This window comes from Phocaeicola sp. HCN-6420 (genome assembly GCF_037890145.1).
GTDB lineage: Bacteria > Bacteroidota > Bacteroidia > Bacteroidales > Bacteroidaceae > Phocaeicola.
In genome coordinates this window covers 82,425-100,423 of the sequence record NZ_JBBKBJ010000004.1, presented here as the reverse complement: position 1 = coordinate 100,423, position 17,999 = coordinate 82,425, and the positions used below count along the sequence as shown (strand labels likewise).

Here is a 17,999-nt window from a genome sequence, read left to right as displayed (position 1 = left end):
ACTCAATTAATCAGTTGTTATTACTTTCTTCTTTCAATAATATACTTAGAAGACTGTTTCTTAGGTGCTCTTGTCTTCAAGCCCTTAGCATACAAGCCTGTACGTGATCTTGGGTGACCTCCTGACTGACGTCCTTCACCACCACCCATCGGGTGATCAACAGGGTTCATAACAACACCACGGTTATGAGGACGACGTCCTAACCAGCGAGAACGACCAGCTTTACCTGAAGCCTCCAATGCGTGGTCAGAATTACCAACACTACCGATAGTCGCTTTACATGCACTTAAGATCTGTCTTACTTCACCAGAAGGCAACTTAATAACGCAGTACTTACCCTCACGAGAAGTTAACTGAGCAAAATTACCAGCCGATCTAACCAAAGCAGCACCTTGTCCCGGACGCAATTCAATATTATGAATTACAGTACCAACAGGAATATTCTCAAGAGGAAGTGCATTACCAATCTCAGGCGCTGCATTCGCTCCAGACATCAAAGTACTACCAACTTGCAATCCATTAGGAGCAATGATATATCTCTTTTCACCATCAGCATAATACAAAAGAGCGATACGAGCGGAACGGTTCGGATCGTATTCAATTGTCTTAACAACTGCTGGAACACCGTCTTTATTTCTCTTGAAATCGATAATACGGAATTTTCTCTTATGACCGCCACCAATATAGCGCATTGTCATTTTACCTACATGGTTACGACCACCTGTAGAACGCTTTCCATATACAAGAGATTTTTCTGGTACCGATGCAGTAATTTCTTCAAAAGTACCAATAATTTTGTGTCTCTGCCCCGGTGTTGTGGGCTTAAATTTACGTACTGCCATCTTTTATTTAAATATTGCTATAAAAATCAATAGTATCACCTTCTTTCAATGTAACGATAGCTTTTTTATAAGCATTTGTACGTCCATTGATAAGACCTGATTTAGTATAACGGCTTTTGTTCTTTCCTGCGTAACGTACAGTATTCACGTCAACAACAGTCACGTTATACATAGCTTCGATTTCGCTCTTAATTTCTAATTTGTTAGCTTCAGGACGAACAATAAATCCAAAGCGGTTGAACTTTTCAGATATTGCCGTCATCTTTTCTGTAACCAACGGTTTAATAATCATTCCCATATTACTTCAGCCTCCTTTAATTATTTAACTAAGGTTTCCTCGATAGCTTTCAATGCACTCTCTGTAACAACAAGAGTTTCTGCGTTCAATACTGAGTAAGTATTCAGCGCAGAAGCAATTGCAAGATTTGTACGCTCTAAGTTACGAGCAGACAAATATACGTTTTTATTTGCTTCCGGCAAAACCATAAGCAGCTTTTTACCAGCTACTTTAAGATTATTCACAACATTTACAAAATCTTTAGTTTTAGGAGCTTCAAAAGTGAAGTCTTCTACAACTACGATATTGTTAGCCTGAGCCTTATATGACAAAGCAGACTTACGAGCCAAAGCCTTAACTTTCTTGTTCAGTTTGAACCAGTAATCACGTGGTTTAGGACCAAACACACGAGCACCACCAACCAACAGCGGAGAGTTAATATCACCACGACGAGCGCCACCTCCACCTTTCTGACGGCCTAATTTACGAGTAGAACCACTGATTTCGCTTCTTTCTTTAGACTTGTGAGTTCCCTGGCGCTGATTAGCCATGTACTGCTTTACGTCCAGATAGATAGCGTGATCATTCGGAGTGATTCCGAAGATAGCTTCGTTCAAAGCCACCTTTCTTCCGGTGTCTTCACCCTTAATATTTAAAACGTTAACTTCCATTATTTCTCAATTATTACGATTGAACCTTTGCAACCCGGAACAGAACCCTTAATCAAAAGTAAGTTGTGTTCTGGAATTACCTTTAATACTTGTAAGTTGTGAGTAGTTACTCTGTCACCACCCATTTGACCACCCATACGCATTCCTTTGAATACTTTTGCAGGGTAAGAACAAGCACCGATAGAACCCGGCTTACGAGCACGGTTGTGCTGACCGTGAGTAGTCTGACCTACACCACCAAATCCGTGACGTTTAACAACACCCTGGAAACCTTTACCTTTAGAAGTACCGATTACGTCTACATAGTTAGCATCGTTAAACAATTCTACAGTGATAGTATCACCTAAATTCAATTCTTCTGAGAAATCTTTGAACTCGGCCAAGTGTCTCTTCGGAGTTACTCCAGCTTTCTTAAAGTGACCCATCAACGGTTTTGTAGTATGCTTTTCCTTTTTGTCCTGGAAACCTACCTGAACAGCTGCATAGCCATCTTTTTCTACACTCTTAATCTGAGTAACTACACAAGGACCAGCTTCGATAACAGTGCATGGTACATTCTTACCATCAGCACTGAAAACGGATGTCATTCCGATTTTCTTTCCTAATAATCCTGGCATTTCAGTTAATTTTTTTAATTATTAAACTTTAATTTCTACTTCTACCCCACTTGGCAATTCCAATTTCATCAAAGCGTCTACAGTCTTAGCTGTTGAGCTATAGATGTCGATCAGTCTCTTATAAGAAGACAATTCAAACTGTTCACGTGACTTCTTATTAACGAAAGTCGAACGGTTTACAGTAAAAACACGCTTGTGAGTTGGCAATGGAATAGGACCGCTAACAATAGCACCTGTAGCCTTCACAGTTCTTACAATCTTTTCAGCAGACTTGTCTACCAAGTTGTGATCGTAAGATTTCAGTTTAATTCTAATTTTCTGACTCATTAGTAATGATTAATTAATTATTTATATTTAAGATGAAGCATGAAGGCTAAGAGTCATTCGCTAGCCCTCATCAGCTTCAAGTTATTCAATATAATTATACCAAGTCTACGCGACCTTTAACTTCTTCCAATACAGTCTTAGCAATAGAGCTTGATACTTGCGCATGATGATCATACGACATTGAAGAAGTAGCACGACCTGAAGTAATAGTACGCAAGGCTGTTACATAACCAAACATTTCAGCCAGCGGAACCATTGCCTTAACAATACGTGCGCCAGAACGGCTTGTTTCCATTCCTTCTACCTGACCACGACGCTTGTTCAAGTCACCAATTACATCACCCATGTTTTCTTCCGGAGTAACAACTTCCAGTTTCATGATAGGTTCCATCAAAACAGGACCTGCTTTAACACAAGCATTCTTGTAAGCCTGAATAGCACAGATTTCGAAAGACAACTGGTCAGAGTCTACCGGGTGGAAAGAACCATCTTTCAAGACAACCTTCAATGAGTCGAGCGGGAAACCAGCCAAGACACCATTTTTCATGGCAGTCTGGAAACCTTTCTGTACAGAAGGAATAAATTCCTTAGGCACATTACCACCCTTCACCTCATCGATGAACTGCAGGCCACCCTGCTTCCAATCTTCGTCAACCGGACCTACAGTCACAATAATATCAGCAAACTTACCACGACCACCAGACTGCTTCTTATAAACTTCACGAAGTTCTACAGTCTTAGTAATAGCTTCCTTGTAATTAACCTGCGGACGACCCTGATTACATTCAACCTTGAATTCACGTTTCAGACGGTCGATAATGATATCCAAGTGAAGTTCACCCATACCAGAGATAATTGTCTGACCAGTCTGCTCATCAGTACGAACAGTAAATGTCGGGTCTTCTTCAGCCAACTTAGCCAAGCCATTAGACAGCTTGTCCAAGTCTTTCTGAGTCTTCGGTTCTACAGCAATACCGATAACCGGTTCTGGGAAATCCATAGACTCCAATACAATCGGAGCTGTTTCATCGCACAGTGTATCACCAGTACGAATATCCTTGAAACCTACACCAGCACCGATATCACCAGCGCTAATTACCTCTACAGGGTTCTGTTTGTTTGAGTGCATCTGGAACAAACGAGACACACGTTCTTTTTTACCTGAACGAGAGTTGTAGATATAAGAACCAGCTTCAACCTTACCAGAGTAAACACGGAAGAATGTCAAACGGCCAACATACGGGTCGGTTGCAATCTTAAATGCCAAAGCAGCAGTCTTTTCATCTTCGTCAGGTCTACGATCTTCTTCAGCTCCAGTAGTCGGATTTGTACCCACGATATTCGGAGTATCCAACGGAGAAGGCAAGAATGCACATACATAGTCCAGCAAAGTTTGCACACCTTTATTCTTAAATGAAGAACCGCACAACATCGGAACGATCTCCATCTTCAAAGTTCCGGCACGCAAAGCGCGCAAAACTTCCTCTTCCGTAATAGTAGAAGGATCATCAAAGTATTTTTCCATCAAAGATTCATCGAACTCAGCTACTTTTTCAAGCATTTTATCTCTCCATTCATTAGCTTCGTCAACCAAGTTTGCTGGGATATCTTCAACATCATAATCAGCACCCATTGTTTCATCGTGCCATAAGATCGCTTTCATCTTAATCAGATCCACTACACCCTTAAAGCTTTCTTCAGAACCAATAGGAATAACCACCGGACATGGATTAGCGCCCAAAACGTCCTTCATCTGACGCACTACTTCAAAGAAGTCAGCACCAGAACGGTCCATTTTGTTTACATAACCAATACGAGGAACATTATACTTATCTGCCTGACGCCATACCGTTTCAGACTGAGGTTCAACACCACCAACTGCACAGTAAGTTGCTACAGCGCCATCCAGTACACGAAGAGAACGTTCTACCTCAGCAGTAAAGTCTACGTGCCCCGGAGTATCAATCAAGTTGATTTTATATTTATTTCCTGCGTATTTCCAATAAGTAGTTGTAGCAGCAGAAGTGATAGTAATACCACGTTCCTGTTCCTGTTCCATCCAGTCCATTGTTGCAGCTCCATCGTGTACTTCACCAATTTTGTGAGTCAAACCAGTGTAGTACAGAATACGTTCAGAGGTAGTAGTCTTACCAGCATCGATGTGCGCCATGATCCCGATGTTACGAGTCAAATGCAAATCATGTTTAGCCATTTTAATTCCGTCTTAATTGATTATTACTATATTAGAATCTGAAGTGAGCAAATGCACGGTTAGCTTCAGCCATACGATGCATATCCTCTTTACGCTTGAAAGCGCCACCCTGCTCGTTATAAGCATCAAGAATTTCAGCAGCCAATTTATCAGCCATTGACTTACCGCCACGTTTACGAGCAAAAGCAATCAAGTTCTTCATAGAGATTGACTCTTTGCGGTCAGGACGAATTTCTGTAGGAACCTGGAAAGTTGCACCACCAATACGGCGAGATTTAACTTCCAGCTGCGGAGTTACATTATCTAGAGCTTTTTTCCAAACTTCCAAAGCTGAAGTTTCTTCACCCGGAAGTTTTGTCTCAACTGTTTTCAGTGCGTTATAGAAGATTTCGTAAGAAGTATTCTTCTTTCCATCATACATCAGGTGGTTTACGAATTTAGAAACCTTCTGATCATTAAATACCGGATCCGGCAGGATCACACGTTTTTTTGGTTTTGCTTTTCTCATTTTGTTTGATAATAATGTTTAGTTTGGGGCTGCATCTCTGTTTTCTTCAACGTCTCCTCCGAGACATTTACTCAACCTTAAAGCTTTTCCTACAAACCAAAACGAATTAATAAAAGTTCTTTTACTAAGGATTGTACTCAGCTACGAATTATTTTTTACCTTTTGCAGCAGGAGCCTGTCCCGGTTTCGGACGCTTAGCACCGTATTTAGAACGTCTCTGTGTACGACCTGCAACACCAGCTGTATCCAATGTACCACGAACGATGTGATAACGTACACCCGGAAGGTCTTTTACACGACCACCACGTACCAATACGATTGAGTGTTCCTGCAAGTTGTGGCCTTCACCCGGAATATAAGAGTTTACTTCCTTAGAGTTTGTCAGACGCACACGAGCTACTTTACGCATTGCTGAGTTCGGTTTCTTCGGAGTTGTAGTATAAACACGAACACAAACGCCACGTCTCTGAGGACATGAATCTAGTGCTGGTGATTTACTCTTGTCTACCAAAACCGCTCTTCCTTTTCTTACTAACTGTTGAATAGTAGGCATTTTGTTTTGATTTTAATTATTATATATATTGTTTATTGTTTTCCAATCCTTGTCGAAACTATACATTTCGGGCTGCAAAATTACAAATAACTTTTTAATAGACAAACTGTTTTAAAATAAAAAAAGCCCATTCCCTTGAAAAAAGCAGGAAATGGGCCTTAAAATGACTTTTTTATATTTTTTTAAGCTTCTCCTTTGAAATCACTCAATGGCGGAACGAATGTTTTACTACCATTATTTTGTTCTTCTGGCATACGTATCTGTCCAAAGTTGCGTTCATATTTTGCCACATTATCTTGTAAAGCAAACATTAAACGTTTAGCATGTTCTGGAGTCATCACAATACGTGACTGTACACCAGCCTTTGGCAATCCCGGCATAATACGCACAAAATCCAATATAAACTCAGAAGTAGAATGAGTAATTATAGCAAGATTAGCATAAGTACCTTGAGCGACCTCTTCCTTCAACTCTATCTGGAGCTGATTATTTTTGTTTTCGTTTTCCATAATGACTAAAATTTAATATTAAGTATTTACTTTTTTCTTATTAGCTCCACAAATGTAGGGAAAAAGTTGAATCATCCGTATTGTTAAGATAGAAAATTAAACGATGTATTCAATTTTTTTACCCCTACTCCACCTACAAGAAATAAGAAAACCACTTCGTCAAAGATAAAAACTTCGACAAAGTGGTTTTAATATAAATATAGACTATTGCAATTATTCTACTTCACTATAGTCAAGTACATTCTTTCGATTAGCCAAGATACGATCGTACTCTTCTTTTGAACCAACGATAATCTTTTCAAATTCACGCTGACCTGTACCAGCAGGAATCAAATGACCACAGATCACGTTTTCCTTCATACCTTCCAGCTTATCTACCTTACCATTAATAGCAGCTTCATTCAAGACCTTAGTTGTTTCCTGGAATGATGCAGCCGACATAAAGCTTGATGTCTGCAATGCAGCACGTGTGATACCTTGTAATATCTGAGTAGATGTTGCAGGTACTGCATCGCGTACTTCAACAGGCTTCAAGTCTCGACGTTTCAACATACTGTTTTCATCACGCAACTTACGAGCTGTAACAATCTGTCCTGGCTGCAAGTTCTGAGAGTCACCAGCATCAACAACAACTTTCTTACCCCAGATACGGTCATTTTCTTCATTGAATTCCAAACGGTCAACAACCTGCTGCTCCAAGAAGCGTGTATCACCCGGCTCATCAATCTGAACTTTACGCATCATCTGACGGACGATAATTTCAAAATGCTTATCGTTAATCTTAACACCCTGCAGACGGTATACATCCTGAATTTCGTTCACAATATATTCCTGAACTGCTGTAGGACCTTTAATAGCCAAGATATCAGCAGGAGTGATAGCACCATCCGACAGCGGAGTTCCGGCACGTACATAGTCGTTTTCCTGAACAAGGATCTGCTTTGACAGAGCTACAAGATACTTCTTCACATCACCAGTCTTAGACGTAACGATAATCTCACGGTTACCACGTTTAATCTTACCCATCGTAACCTCTCCATCAATTTCTGATACAACAGCAGGATTAGACGGATTACGCGCTTCGAACAACTCTGTTACACGAGGAAGACCACCGGTAATATCACCAGCCTTACCTACAGCACGCGGAATCTTAACCAAGATATCACCAGCCTTAACCACTTGTTTATCTTCTACAACAACGTGACCACCTACCGGTAAGTTATATGTACGGATAATTCCACCATTCTCATCTAAGATATGTAATGAAGGAATCTTTGTCTTATCCTTAGACTCTGTAATAATGATTTCACGCAAACCAGTTGCTTCATCGGACTCTACCTTATATGTTACATTTTCAATAACCGATTCAAAATCGATCTTACCAGCAGCTTCTGTAACAATAACGGCATTGAACGGGTCCCACTTAGCAATCAGCTTACCTTTCTCAACGACTTCACCATCTGATGCATACAGTTTAGAACCATAAGGAACGTTATGTGTTGACAAGATAATACCTGTATTAACATCCACGAAACGAACTTCAGCCAAACGGCCAACAACGATCTTAACTGCCTCACCTGTTTCTTCAACAGCGTCTACTGTACGCAATTCTTCAAACTCAAGACGTGCATCGTTCTTCGCAACAATACTTGCATTTGCAGCCATGTTACCGGCGATACCACCGGCGTGGAACGTACGCAATGTCAACTGAGTACCCGGTTCACCGATTGACTGAGCAGCGATAACACCAACAGCCTCGCCTTTCTGAACCATACGGCTCGTAGCAAGGTTACGTCCATAACACTTAGCACATACACCCTTCTTCGACTCACAAGTCAATACAGAACGGATTTCAACGCTTTCAATCGGAGAATCTTCAATTTCCTGTGCTATTGATTCTGTAATTTCTTCACCAGCAGCTACTATCAGCTTACCAGTTGTAGGATGTATTACATCATGTACAGAAACACGTCCCAAAATACGTTCATATAATGTTGCAATAACTTCATCGTTATTCTTCAATGCTGTACAAACCAGACCACGCAATGTTCCACAGTCTTCTTCATTAATGATTACGTCGTGAGAAACGTCAACCAAACGACGAGTCAAATATCCAGCATCGGCAGTCTTCAACGCAGTATCGGCAAGACCCTTACGAGCACCGTGAGTAGAAATAAAGTACTCCAACACAGACAGACCTTCCTTAAAGTTAGAAAGAATCGGGTTCTCAATGATCTGAGCACCTTCTGCACCTGCTTTCTGCGGTTTAGCCATCAAACCACGCATACCAGACAACTGACGAATCTGTTCCTTAGAACCACGGGCTCCAGAATCCAGCATCATAAACACTGAGTTGAATCCCTGATCGTCATTCTTAATTGTCTTATACAAGATATCAGACAAGTCACTGTTTACGTGTGTCCAAGTATCGATAACCTGGTTGTAACGTTCGTTGTCGGTGATGAAACCCATGTTATAGTTCATCATAATCTGCTCAACTTCTTCGTTACCACGTTTAACAAGTTCTTCTTTTTCCTTCGGAATAATGATATCACCTAAGTTAAATGACAAACCACCTTCAAATGCCTTCTTATAACCTAAGTTCTTAATACCATCCAAGAATTCACAAGCACGAGCTACACCGACAGTCTTGATAACATCGCTGATGATATCACGCAATGACTTCTTAGAAATAATAGTATTCAAATATCCACATTCATCAGGAACCAATTCATTAACGATAATACGTCCAACAGAAGTTTCTTTAATCATCTTCTTCACGATATTACCATTTTCATCAAGGTCATTGGTTACAACACTAATGATTGCATGAATATCTACCTTTCCTTCGTTGTAAGCAATCAATGCTTCTTCTGGTCCGTAGAAAATCAAACCCTCGCCTTTCGCACCTTTACGTAACTTGGTAATATAATACAAACCAAGAACCATATCCTGTGCAGGCACTGTAATAGGAGCACCATTGGCAGGGTTCAAAATATTATGTGACTGAAGCATCAACATCTGGGCTTCAAGAACTGCTTCATTACTCAAAGGCAAGTGTACCGCCATCTGGTCACCATCGAAGTCGGCATTGAACGCTGTACATGCCAATGGATGCAATTGGATAGCTTTACCTTCTATCATCTTAGGCTGGAAAGCCTGGATACCCAAACGGTGCAGAGTCGGCGCACGGTTCAGCAATACCGGATGTCCTTTCATTACATGTTCCAGAATATCCCAAATCACCGGTTCCTTACGGTCTACAATTTTCTTTGCAGACTTAACGGTCTTGACAATGCCACGTTCTATCAACTTACGAATGATAAACGGCTTGTACAATTCAGCAGCCATCAATTTAGGAATACCGCATTCACCCATTTTCAACTCAGGACCTACAACGATTACGGAACGTGCAGAGTAGTCAACACGTTTACCCAGCAAGTTCTGACGGAAACGTCCTTGCTTACCTTTCAAGCTATCAGAAAGAGATTTCAGAGGACGATTGGCATCTGTCTTCACTGCACTCGACTTACGAGAGTTGTCGAACAATGAATCAACAGCTTCCTGCAACATACGCTTTTCGTTACGTAAGATTACTTCAGGAGCTTTAATTTCAATCAAACGTTTCAGACGGTTATTACGAATAATAACACGACGATACAAATCATTCAAGTCGGAAGTTGCGAAGCGACCACCATCCAGCGGAACCAACGGACGTAATTCAGGCGGAATAACCGGAACAATACGTACAATCATCCATTCAGGTTTATTACGACCTCTTGAAGCACGGAATGATTCTACAACTTGCAGACGTTTCAATGCTTCATTCTTACGCTGCTGAGATGAGTCATTATTGGCTTTGTGACGCAATTCGTATGACAATGCATCCAAATCCAGACGTACCAACAAATCGTAGATAGCTTCAGCACCCATTTTAGCAATAAACTTATTCGGGTCGCTGTCTTCCAAATATTGATTATCCTTCGGAAGATTATCAATAATGTCAAGATACTCTTCCTCAGACAACAAGTCATATTGATTAATGCCATCTTCAGCCTTCACACCTGGCTGAATTACTACATAACGTTCATAATAAATGATAGCATCAAGTTTCTTTGTAGGCAATCCTAACAAATAGCCAATTTTATTAGGCAAAGAGCGGAAATACCAGATATGTGCAACAGGTACAACCAACTGAATGTGACCGCTACGCTCACGACGAACTTTCTTTTCTGTTACTTCAACGCCACATCGGTCACAAACGATGCCTTTATAACGAATACGTTTGTATTTACCACAATGACATTCGTAGTCTTTTACCGGACCAAAGATTCGTTCACAGAACAAACCATCACGTTCCGGCTTATAAGTACGGTAATTGATTGTTTCCGGTTTCAACACTTCACCGTAAGAGTTTTCCAAAATCTCTTCAGGAGAAGCCAGTCCGATTGTAATCTTTGAGAAATTACTTTTTATCTTAGTATCTTTTCTAAAAGCCATACTTTATGTTTTATAAAATGAAGAATTTAAAGATAAAGGAGGAGAAATCCATCTTCTCCCTCCTTTATTAATATATTATTCCAGTGTAATGCTCAAGCAAAGACCTCTCAACTCGTGCAGCAATACATTCAGAGATTCAGGGATACCCGGAGTAGGCATCGGCTCACCTTTTACGATAGCTTCGTATGCTTTTGAACGTCCAACTACGTCATCTGACTTAATTGTCAGAATTTCCTGAAGTACATGAGCCGCACCAAATGCTTCGATAGCCCAAACCTCCATTTCTCCAAAACGCTGACCACCGAACTGTGCCTTACCACCAAGTGGCTGCTGAGTAATCAGAGAGTACGGACCGATAGAACGTGCATGCATCTTATCTTCAACCATGTGACCCAACTTCAACATGTAAGTCACACCGACTGTTGCAGGCTGGTCAAACTGTTCACCCGTACCACCATCGTACAAGTAAGTCTTACAATAGCGTGGCAAACCAGCTTTATCTGTCCACTTATCCAAGTCGTCCAATGTAGCTCCATCAAAGATAGGAGTTGCAAACTTAACGCCCAGCTCCTTACCAGCACGTCCCAATACTGCTTCGAATATCTGACCGATGTTCATACGAGAAGGCACACCCAACGGATTCAATACAATATCAACCGGAGTACCATCTGCCAAGAATGGCATATCTTCCTGACGTACGACACGCGAAACGATACCCTTGTTACCGTGACGACCCGCCATCTTATCACCGACACCAATCTTACGCTTCTTAGCAATATAGACTTTAGCCATCTGAATAATACCAGAAGGAAGTTCATCACCAATAGTCAGAGCAAACTTCTTACGCTTCAACTCGGCATCAAGTTCCTTGTACTTTTTCAGATAATTCATGATTAAATCACGAATCATATCATTCTTATGAGCATCCGAAGTCCATTTGCTCAACTGAATGATTGTATAATCCAATGATTCCAAATCACGTTTTGTGAACTTAGCACCTTTAGCTATAACTTCTGTTCCCAGATAGTCTTTTACACCCTGAGAAACCTTATCGTTAGTCAGAACCAATAACTTCTCAACTAAGATTTCTTTCAGTGCTGCAGCTTTTTCTTCAAATTCTTCATTCAGTTTCGGCAGGATAGCCTTATCTGCATTCTTTTCACTACGAGTCTTTATAACACGTGAATACAACTTCTTATCGATTACAACACCGCGCAATGAAGGAGAAGCTTTCAAAGAAGCATCCTTCACGTCACCAGCCTTGTCACCAAAGATTGCACGCAACAATTTTTCCTCTGGAGAAGGATCAGATTCACCTTTCGGAGTAATCTTACCAATCAAAATATCACCCGGTTCAATGCGAGCACCAACACGGACAATACCATTTTCATCCAAGTCTTTTGTAGCTTCCTCGCTTACATTAGGTATATCAGAAGTCAACTCTTCCATACCGCGCTTGGTTTCACGTACTTCCAGAATATATTCATCAACGTGTACAGAAGTCAAGATATCTTCACGTACAACACGTTCATTCAATACAATAGCATCCTCGTAGTTATATCCTTTCCACGGCATGTATGCGACCAGCAGGTTCTTACCCAATGCCAATTCACCATTAGCAGTAGAATAACCTTCTGTCAAGATATCGCCTTTCTTTACACGCTGTCCCTTCGAACAAATCGGACGCAAGTCAATAGTCATGCTCTGGTTAGTCTTACGGAACTTAGGAATGCGATACTCTTTCAATGCCGGTTCAAAGCTTACAAACTCTTCATCATCGGTACGGTCATACAAAATACGTATTGTCGTTGCATCCACGAAATCAATTACACCATCACCTTCAGCTGCAATCTGTGTACGCGAATCTTCACACAATTGTTTTTCAATACCAGTACCAACAATAGGAGCTTCTGTCTTCAACAGAGGAACTGCCTGGCGCATCATGTTTGATCCCATCAACGCACGGTTAGCGTCATCATGTTCCAAGAACGGAATCAAAGATGCAGCGATAGAAGCAATCTGCTGTGGAGAAACATCCATCAACTCTACCTGATCAGGAGTAACGACAGGATAATCTGCATCACGACGAGCTTTTACTTTTTCACGGATAAATGTTCCGTCGTCATTCAATGGTGCATTACCCTGAGCGATAATCTTGTCTTCTTCTTCCTCTGCCGACAAATATTCTATACCTTCCGGTGACAAATCTACCACTCCATCTTTCACCTTACGGTAAGGAGTGACGATAAATCCAAGATCATTAATCTTTGCATATACACACAGAGAAGAGATCAAACCGATATTCGGACCTTCAGGAGTTTCAATCGGACACAAACGACCATAGTGAGTGTAGTGTACATCTCGTACCTCGAATCCGGCACGGTCACGTGACAAACCACCAGGACCCAACGCTGACAAACGACGCTTGTGAGTAATTTCTGCCAACGGGTTGGTCTGATCCATGAACTGTGACAAAGCATTTGTTCCAAAGAATGAGTTAATAACCGACGAAATAGTCTTAGCGTTAATCAAATCAATTGGAGTAAACACTTCATTGTCGCGGACATTCATACGTTCACGAATAGTACGTGACATACGAGCCAGACCGATAGCGAACTGGTTAGACAACTGTTCTCCTACGGTACGTACACGACGGTTGCTCAAATGGTCAATATCATCAACATCCGCTTTTGAGTTAATCAGCTCAATCAGATATTTGATGATTTCAATAATATCTTGTTTTGTCAACACCTTCACATCCATAGGAGTATCCAGATTCAACTTCTTGTTGATACGATAACGTCCTACTTCACCCAGGTCATAACGTTTTTCAGAGAAGAACAAGTTATTGATAACTTCACGTGCACTGGCATCATCGGCAGGATCAGCATTACGCAACTGACGATAAATGTACAATACAGCTTCTTTCTCCGAGTTAGACGGGTCTTTTTGTAAAGTATTGAAAATAATTGAATAATCAGAAGAATTAGCTTCTTCATTGTGAACGAGGATATTCTGAATACCTGATTCCAGGATCAAATCGATATGTTCCGGTTCAATTACAGTTTCACGGTCGATTACTACCTCGTTACGTTCGATAGAAACAACTTCACCAGTATCTTCATCAACGAAATCTTCAGTCCAAGTTTTCAGCACACGTGCAGCCAGCTTGCGACCGATAATTTTCTTCAAATTGGCCTTATTAACCTTAACGTCTTCAGCCAGATTAAATATTTCGAGGATATCCTTATCATTTTCAAAGCCTACAGCTCTCAGCAATGTAGTTACAGGCAACTTCTTCTTACGGTCAATGTAAGCATACATCACATTATTAATATCCGTAGCAAATTCTATCCAAGAACCCTTAAACGGAATAATACGAGCTGAATATAATTTAGTTCCATTCGCATGGATACTTTGTCCGAAGAATACACCCGGAGAACGATGCAACTGAGAAACAACTACACGTTCTGCTCCATTGATAACAAAAGTACCTTTCGGAGTCATATAAGGGATAGGACCCAGATATACATCCTGAATAACAGTATCAAAGTCTTCGTGATCGGGGTCTGTACAATAAAGCTTCAATTTAGCTTTCAAGGGAACACTATAAGTCAATCCACGTTCCAAACAATCATCAATAGAATAGTGAGGCGGATCGATATAGTAATCGAGGAACTCGAGCACGAAGTTGTTACGAGTATCTGCAATAGGGAAATTTTCTGCAAACACTTTATACAAGCCATCGTTCTTTCGTTTTTCAGGCGGAGTATCTAACTGTAAAAAGTCTTGAAATGACTTCAATTGCACTTCCAGGAAATCCGGATACTTCATCGGATTCTTAATAGAAGCAAAATTAATTCGTTGATTATTAGTATTTGAAGACATCTGTATGGAGTTAAAATGTTTAAATTCAGGTATAGAAACCTGTGTAACTTAATATAGACGCAAAAAGGTTAAGAATCCCCTTTACAGAGGACTCTTAACCGAACTACCTGATTTACAGGATAATCTTATTTAAGTTCAACTTCAGCTCCAGCTTCTTCCAAAGTTTTCTTCAAAGATTCAGCTTCGTCTTTAGCCAAGCCTTCTTTTACTGTGCTAGGAGCACCGTCAACCAAGTCTTTTGCTTCTTTCAAGCCAAGACCACAAGCTTCTTTAACGGCCTTAACAACCTGCAATTTAGCAGCACCTGCGCTCTTCAAAACTACATCGAATGAAGTTTTTTCTTCAGCAGCAGCTGCACCAGCAGCAGCAGGACCAGCAGCAACAGCTACAGCTGCAGCAGCAGGTTCAATACCATATTCTTCTTTAAGGATAGTTGCAAGTTCATTAACTTCTTTTACTGTCAAGTTAACTAATTGTTCTGCAAAAGCTTTCAAATCTGCCATTTTTGTATGAATTTAATTGTTTGTTACTATTTGATAATTAAAGTTGTTTTGGTTTAGTCTTAAACTTGGGAAACAATTATTCAGCACGTTCACCCAAAGTTTTAAGAACTCCGTGAATGGTGTTACCACCAGATTGAAGAGCAGAAATAACATTCTTCGCAGGAGACTGCAGCAATGCCACGATGTCTGCGATAACTTCGTTCTTGCTCTTGATTGTTGCCAAAGCTTCGAGCTGATCAGCACCTACATAGAATCCTTCTTCTGCATAAGCAGCCTTCAATGCAGGAACACCGTCTTTGTATTCTTTCAACAACTTAGCAGGAGCGTTCGCAGTTTCGCAGAACATTACTGAAGTTGTACCTTTCAAAGAATCAAACAATGGTGAATAATCAACATCCAAGCTCATTAAAGCCTTGTGAAGCAAAGAATTCTTCACAACTACCAGTTTGATACCAGCCTTAAAACATTTTCTACGCAATTCACTTGTTGAAGCTGCATCCATTGCAGTTGTATCAACCAAGTAGAAATGTCCGTATTGCTTTACGGTATCAGCCAACTGACCGATAATTACGCCTTTATCTTCCTTTCTCATGATTCCTCCTTAATTTTAGATTTCTTCTACAGATTTAGGGTCGATTTTAATACCCTTACTCATAGTACTTGAAAGATAAATACTCTTAATATAAGTACCCTTAGCTGTTGTCGGTTTCAGTTTGATGATAGTAGCGATAAATTCTTTCGCATTGTCACGGATCTGGTCAGCAGTGAAAGATACTTTACCGATTGAAGTATGAACGATACCGCTCTTATCAACTTTAAAGTCAATCTTACCTTGCTTAACTTCCTTTACAGCTTTAGCTACATCCATAGTTACAGTACCACTCTTCGGGTTCGGCATTAATCCACGAGGACCAAGAACACGACCCAGAGCACCGATCTTACCCATGATAGACGGCATAGTGATGATTACATCAATATCAGTCCATCCACCTTTGATCTTTTCAATATATTCATCAAGACCAACATAGTCAGCACCAGCTTCTTTTGCAGCAGCTTCAGCATCCGGTGTACACAGAACAAGCACGCGAACCTGCTTACCTGTACCATGAGGAAGAGATACAACACCTCTTACCATCTGGTTAGCCTTACGAGGGTCTACACCTAAACGTACGTCAATATCTAATGAAGCGTCAAACTTAGTAAAAGTAATATCCTTTACCAGCTGAGCAGCTTCTTTCAGTGAGTATGCTTTCCCTGCTTCAATTTTTTCTGCAGCCAACTTTTGATTTTTTGTCAGTTTACCCATTATTAATTGAAGTTAATTAGTTATTACCCGGGAAGTCACCTTTTACAGCGATACCCATACTTCTAGCTGTTCCTGCTACCATTGTCATAGCAGATTCGATAGTAAAGCAGTTCAAGTCAACCAATTTGTCTTGAGCGATAGCACGAATCTGATCCCAAGTCAGTTCTGCAACTTTCTTACGGTTAGGTTCAGCAGATCCACTCTTGATTTTAGCAGCCTCGAGCAACTGAATTGCTACAGGAGGAGTCTTAATTACGAAATCGAAAGACTTGTCTGTGTAGTAGGTAATGATTACAGGTAATACTTTACCTGCCTTGTCCTGGGTTCTGGCGTTGAATTGCTTGCAAAACTCCATGATATTAATACCCTTAGAACCTAAAGCAGGTCCAACGGGAGGTGATGGATTTGCAGCGCCTCCTTTAATCTGTAATTTGATTAGTCCAGCAACTTCTTTAGCCATTTTTTTAATTTTTAATATAAGTGATTAACGAATAGAATAACGACACGTAACAAAATGCATTATTCTTTTTCCACATCCGTAAAGCCTAACTCAAGCGGAGTTTTACGCCCGAATATTTTGACCATTACTTTCAGCTTGCGTTTTTCCGCACTCACTTCTTCAATGATACCACTGAATCCGCTGAACGGACCAACACTAACTTTCACTGTTTCTCCTACAGCATAAGGAATATTAGCATCCTCGCTTACTTCCTGAAGTTCATCTACCGTACCCAGTATACGATTCACTTCCGATTGTCTTAAGGGAACCGGATGTTCCTGTCCACCCAAGAAGCCGATTACATTCGTGATGTTTCTCAAATGATGAGCTACTTCACCAACCAGCGCAGCTTCTACCAAGACATAACCAGGGAGATAAGTTCTCTCTTTCACAATTTTTTTACCATTGCGAACCTGGTAAACTTTTTCGGTAGGAATCAATACCTGAGATACATATTCACCAAGATCGCTGTTTCTCATTTCAGCTTCAAGATACTCTTTAACCTTGGTTTCTTTACCACTCACGGCACGAAGTACGTACCATTTCTTTTCAATCTCAGACATTCTTATTACTGTTTATTAGTGCGGATAGATAACGTCTTCCATAATAAAGCGGAAGGCAGAATCCATAAGCCAAACAACGAGTGCAATGAGTAGGGAAGCATATAAAACAACCACTGCACTACTTGAAAGTTCTGAACGAGTAGGCCACGATACTTTATGGACTAGTTCGTCATAAGATTCTTTACAATAATTCGTTATCTTTTTAAACATATTCTTATCAATTT

At 40.6% G+C, this 17,999-nt stretch carries 17 protein-coding genes; all 17 read right to left on the bottom strand.

Going from position 1 to position 17,999, the window contains the following annotated elements:
- Positions 1-20 precede the first annotated feature (20 nt).
- The 17 genes from rplB to secE all read right to left on the bottom strand — a co-directional run bounded on the left by rplB (position 21) and on the right by secE (position 17,985).
- The gene (rplB, locus tag WKT12_RS04125) at positions 21-842 is read right to left on the bottom strand and encodes a 50S ribosomal protein L2 (RefSeq protein ID WP_340318868.1); all 822 of its coding nucleotides are present in this window, start codon (positions 840-842) and stop codon (positions 21-23) included.
- Between the two features lie 7 nt (positions 843-849).
- Positions 850-1,140 carry a 50S ribosomal protein L23 gene (gene rplW, locus WKT12_RS04120; protein ID WP_294598150.1) on the bottom strand — a complete coding sequence of 97 codons (291 nt, stop codon included), beginning with the start codon at positions 1,138-1,140 and terminating at the stop codon, positions 850-852.
- 20 nt (positions 1,141-1,160) lie between these two features.
- A complete protein-coding gene (gene rplD / locus WKT12_RS04115) occupies positions 1,161-1,790 on the bottom strand; it encodes a 50S ribosomal protein L4 (RefSeq protein WP_294598148.1) in 630 nt (209 codons plus the stop codon).
- Positions 1,790-2,407: a 50S ribosomal protein L3 gene (gene rplC, locus WKT12_RS04110; RefSeq protein WP_303176333.1), complete on the bottom strand. Its 618-nt coding sequence runs from the start codon at positions 2,405-2,407 to the stop codon at positions 1,790-1,792. Before rplC ends, rplD begins: the two co-directional genes overlap by 1 nt.
- Positions 2,408-2,428: 21 nt before the next feature.
- A complete protein-coding gene (rpsJ, locus tag WKT12_RS04105; protein ID WP_007567343.1) occupies positions 2,429-2,734 on the bottom strand; it encodes a 30S ribosomal protein S10 in 306 nt (101 codons plus the stop codon).
- 94 nt (positions 2,735-2,828) lie between these two features.
- Positions 2,829-4,946, bottom strand: a complete 2,118-nt coding sequence (gene fusA, locus WKT12_RS04100) for an elongation factor G (RefSeq protein ID WP_340318867.1) — start codon at positions 4,944-4,946, stop codon at positions 2,829-2,831.
- Positions 4,947-4,977: 31 nt separating this feature from the next.
- A complete protein-coding gene (rpsG, locus tag WKT12_RS04095; protein WP_007559393.1) occupies positions 4,978-5,454 on the bottom strand; it encodes a 30S ribosomal protein S7 in 477 nt (158 codons plus the stop codon).
- A gap of 148 nt (positions 5,455-5,602) precedes the next feature.
- Positions 5,603-6,007 carry a 30S ribosomal protein S12 gene (rpsL, locus tag WKT12_RS04090; protein WP_340318866.1) on the bottom strand — a complete coding sequence of 135 codons (405 nt, stop codon included), beginning with the start codon at positions 6,005-6,007 and terminating at the stop codon, positions 5,603-5,605.
- A 182-nt stretch (positions 6,008-6,189) separates the two neighbouring features.
- On the bottom strand, positions 6,190-6,516 hold the full coding sequence (locus WKT12_RS04085; RefSeq protein ID WP_021971559.1) for a DUF3467 domain-containing protein: 327 nt from the start codon (positions 6,514-6,516) through the stop codon (positions 6,190-6,192).
- 213 nt (positions 6,517-6,729) lie between these two features.
- Entirely contained in the window at positions 6,730-11,016 is a 4,287-nt protein-coding gene (gene rpoC, locus WKT12_RS04080; protein ID WP_340318865.1) for a DNA-directed RNA polymerase subunit beta', read from the bottom strand.
- A 75-nt stretch (positions 11,017-11,091) separates the two neighbouring features.
- A complete protein-coding gene (gene rpoB / locus WKT12_RS04075) occupies positions 11,092-14,904 on the bottom strand; it encodes a DNA-directed RNA polymerase subunit beta (RefSeq protein WP_340318864.1) in 3,813 nt (1,270 codons plus the stop codon).
- Positions 14,905-15,029: 125 nt separating this feature from the next.
- Positions 15,030-15,407, bottom strand: a complete 378-nt coding sequence (gene rplL, locus WKT12_RS04070) for a 50S ribosomal protein L7/L12 (protein ID WP_007564160.1) — start codon at positions 15,405-15,407, stop codon at positions 15,030-15,032.
- A 76-nt stretch (positions 15,408-15,483) separates the two neighbouring features.
- Entirely contained in the window at positions 15,484-15,999 is a 516-nt protein-coding gene (gene rplJ / locus WKT12_RS04065) for a 50S ribosomal protein L10 (protein WP_340318863.1), read from the bottom strand.
- Positions 16,000-16,014: 15 nt separating this feature from the next.
- Positions 16,015-16,713 carry a 50S ribosomal protein L1 gene (gene rplA / locus WKT12_RS04060; protein ID WP_340318862.1) on the bottom strand — a complete coding sequence of 233 codons (699 nt, stop codon included), beginning with the start codon at positions 16,711-16,713 and terminating at the stop codon, positions 16,015-16,017.
- A 16-nt stretch (positions 16,714-16,729) separates the two neighbouring features.
- On the bottom strand, positions 16,730-17,173 hold the full coding sequence (gene rplK / locus WKT12_RS04055; protein ID WP_008140170.1) for a 50S ribosomal protein L11: 444 nt from the start codon (positions 17,171-17,173) through the stop codon (positions 16,730-16,732).
- 59 nt (positions 17,174-17,232) lie between these two features.
- A complete protein-coding gene (gene nusG / locus WKT12_RS04050) occupies positions 17,233-17,775 on the bottom strand; it encodes a transcription termination/antitermination protein NusG (RefSeq protein WP_340318861.1) in 543 nt (180 codons plus the stop codon).
- Between the two features lie 15 nt (positions 17,776-17,790).
- Positions 17,791-17,985, bottom strand: a complete 195-nt coding sequence (gene secE, locus WKT12_RS04045) for a preprotein translocase subunit SecE (RefSeq protein ID WP_340318860.1) — start codon at positions 17,983-17,985, stop codon at positions 17,791-17,793.
- Positions 17,986-17,999 lie beyond the last annotated feature (14 nt).

Excerpts from the sequence above, each read along its gene's own strand:
- fusA (WP_340318867.1), bottom strand. The coding sequence starts at position 4,946 with ATGGCTAAACATGATTTGCATTTGACTCGTAACATCGGGATCATGGCG.
- rpsJ (WP_007567343.1), bottom strand. The coding sequence starts at position 2,734 with ATGAGTCAGAAAATTAGAATTAAACTGAAATCTTACGATCACAACTTG.
- secE (WP_340318860.1), bottom strand. The coding sequence starts at position 17,985 with ATGTTTAAAAAGATAACGAATTATTGTAAAGAATCTTATGACGAACTA.
- rplL (WP_007564160.1), bottom strand. The coding sequence starts at position 15,407 with ATGGCAGATTTGAAAGCTTTTGCAGAACAATTAGTTAACTTGACAGTA.
- nusG (WP_340318861.1), bottom strand. The coding sequence starts at position 17,775 with ATGTCTGAGATTGAAAAGAAATGGTACGTACTTCGTGCCGTGAGTGGT.
- rpoC (WP_340318865.1), bottom strand. The coding sequence starts at position 11,016 with ATGGCTTTTAGAAAAGATACTAAGATAAAAAGTAATTTCTCAAAGATT.
- rpsG (WP_007559393.1), bottom strand. The coding sequence starts at position 5,454 with ATGAGAAAAGCAAAACCAAAAAAACGTGTGATCCTGCCGGATCCGGTA.
- rplD (WP_294598148.1), bottom strand. The coding sequence starts at position 1,790 with ATGGAAGTTAACGTTTTAAATATTAAGGGTGAAGACACCGGAAGAAAG.
- WKT12_RS04085 (WP_021971559.1), bottom strand. The coding sequence starts at position 6,516 with ATGGAAAACGAAAACAAAAATAATCAGCTCCAGATAGAGTTGAAGGAA.
- rplJ (WP_340318863.1), bottom strand. The coding sequence starts at position 15,999 with ATGAGAAAGGAAGATAAAGGCGTAATTATCGGTCAGTTGGCTGATACC.
- rpoB (WP_340318864.1), bottom strand. The coding sequence starts at position 14,904 with ATGTCTTCAAATACTAATAATCAACGAATTAATTTTGCTTCTATTAAG.
- rplK (WP_008140170.1), bottom strand. The coding sequence starts at position 17,173 with ATGGCTAAAGAAGTTGCTGGACTAATCAAATTACAGATTAAAGGAGGC.
- rplA (WP_340318862.1), bottom strand. The coding sequence starts at position 16,713 with ATGGGTAAACTGACAAAAAATCAAAAGTTGGCTGCAGAAAAAATTGAA.
- rplW (WP_294598150.1), bottom strand. The coding sequence starts at position 1,140 with ATGGGAATGATTATTAAACCGTTGGTTACAGAAAAGATGACGGCAATA.
- rplC (WP_303176333.1), bottom strand. The coding sequence starts at position 2,407 with ATGCCAGGATTATTAGGAAAGAAAATCGGAATGACATCCGTTTTCAGT.
- rpsL (WP_340318866.1), bottom strand. The coding sequence starts at position 6,007 with ATGCCTACTATTCAACAGTTAGTAAGAAAAGGAAGAGCGGTTTTGGTA.
- rplB (WP_340318868.1), bottom strand. The coding sequence starts at position 842 with ATGGCAGTACGTAAATTTAAGCCCACAACACCGGGGCAGAGACACAAA.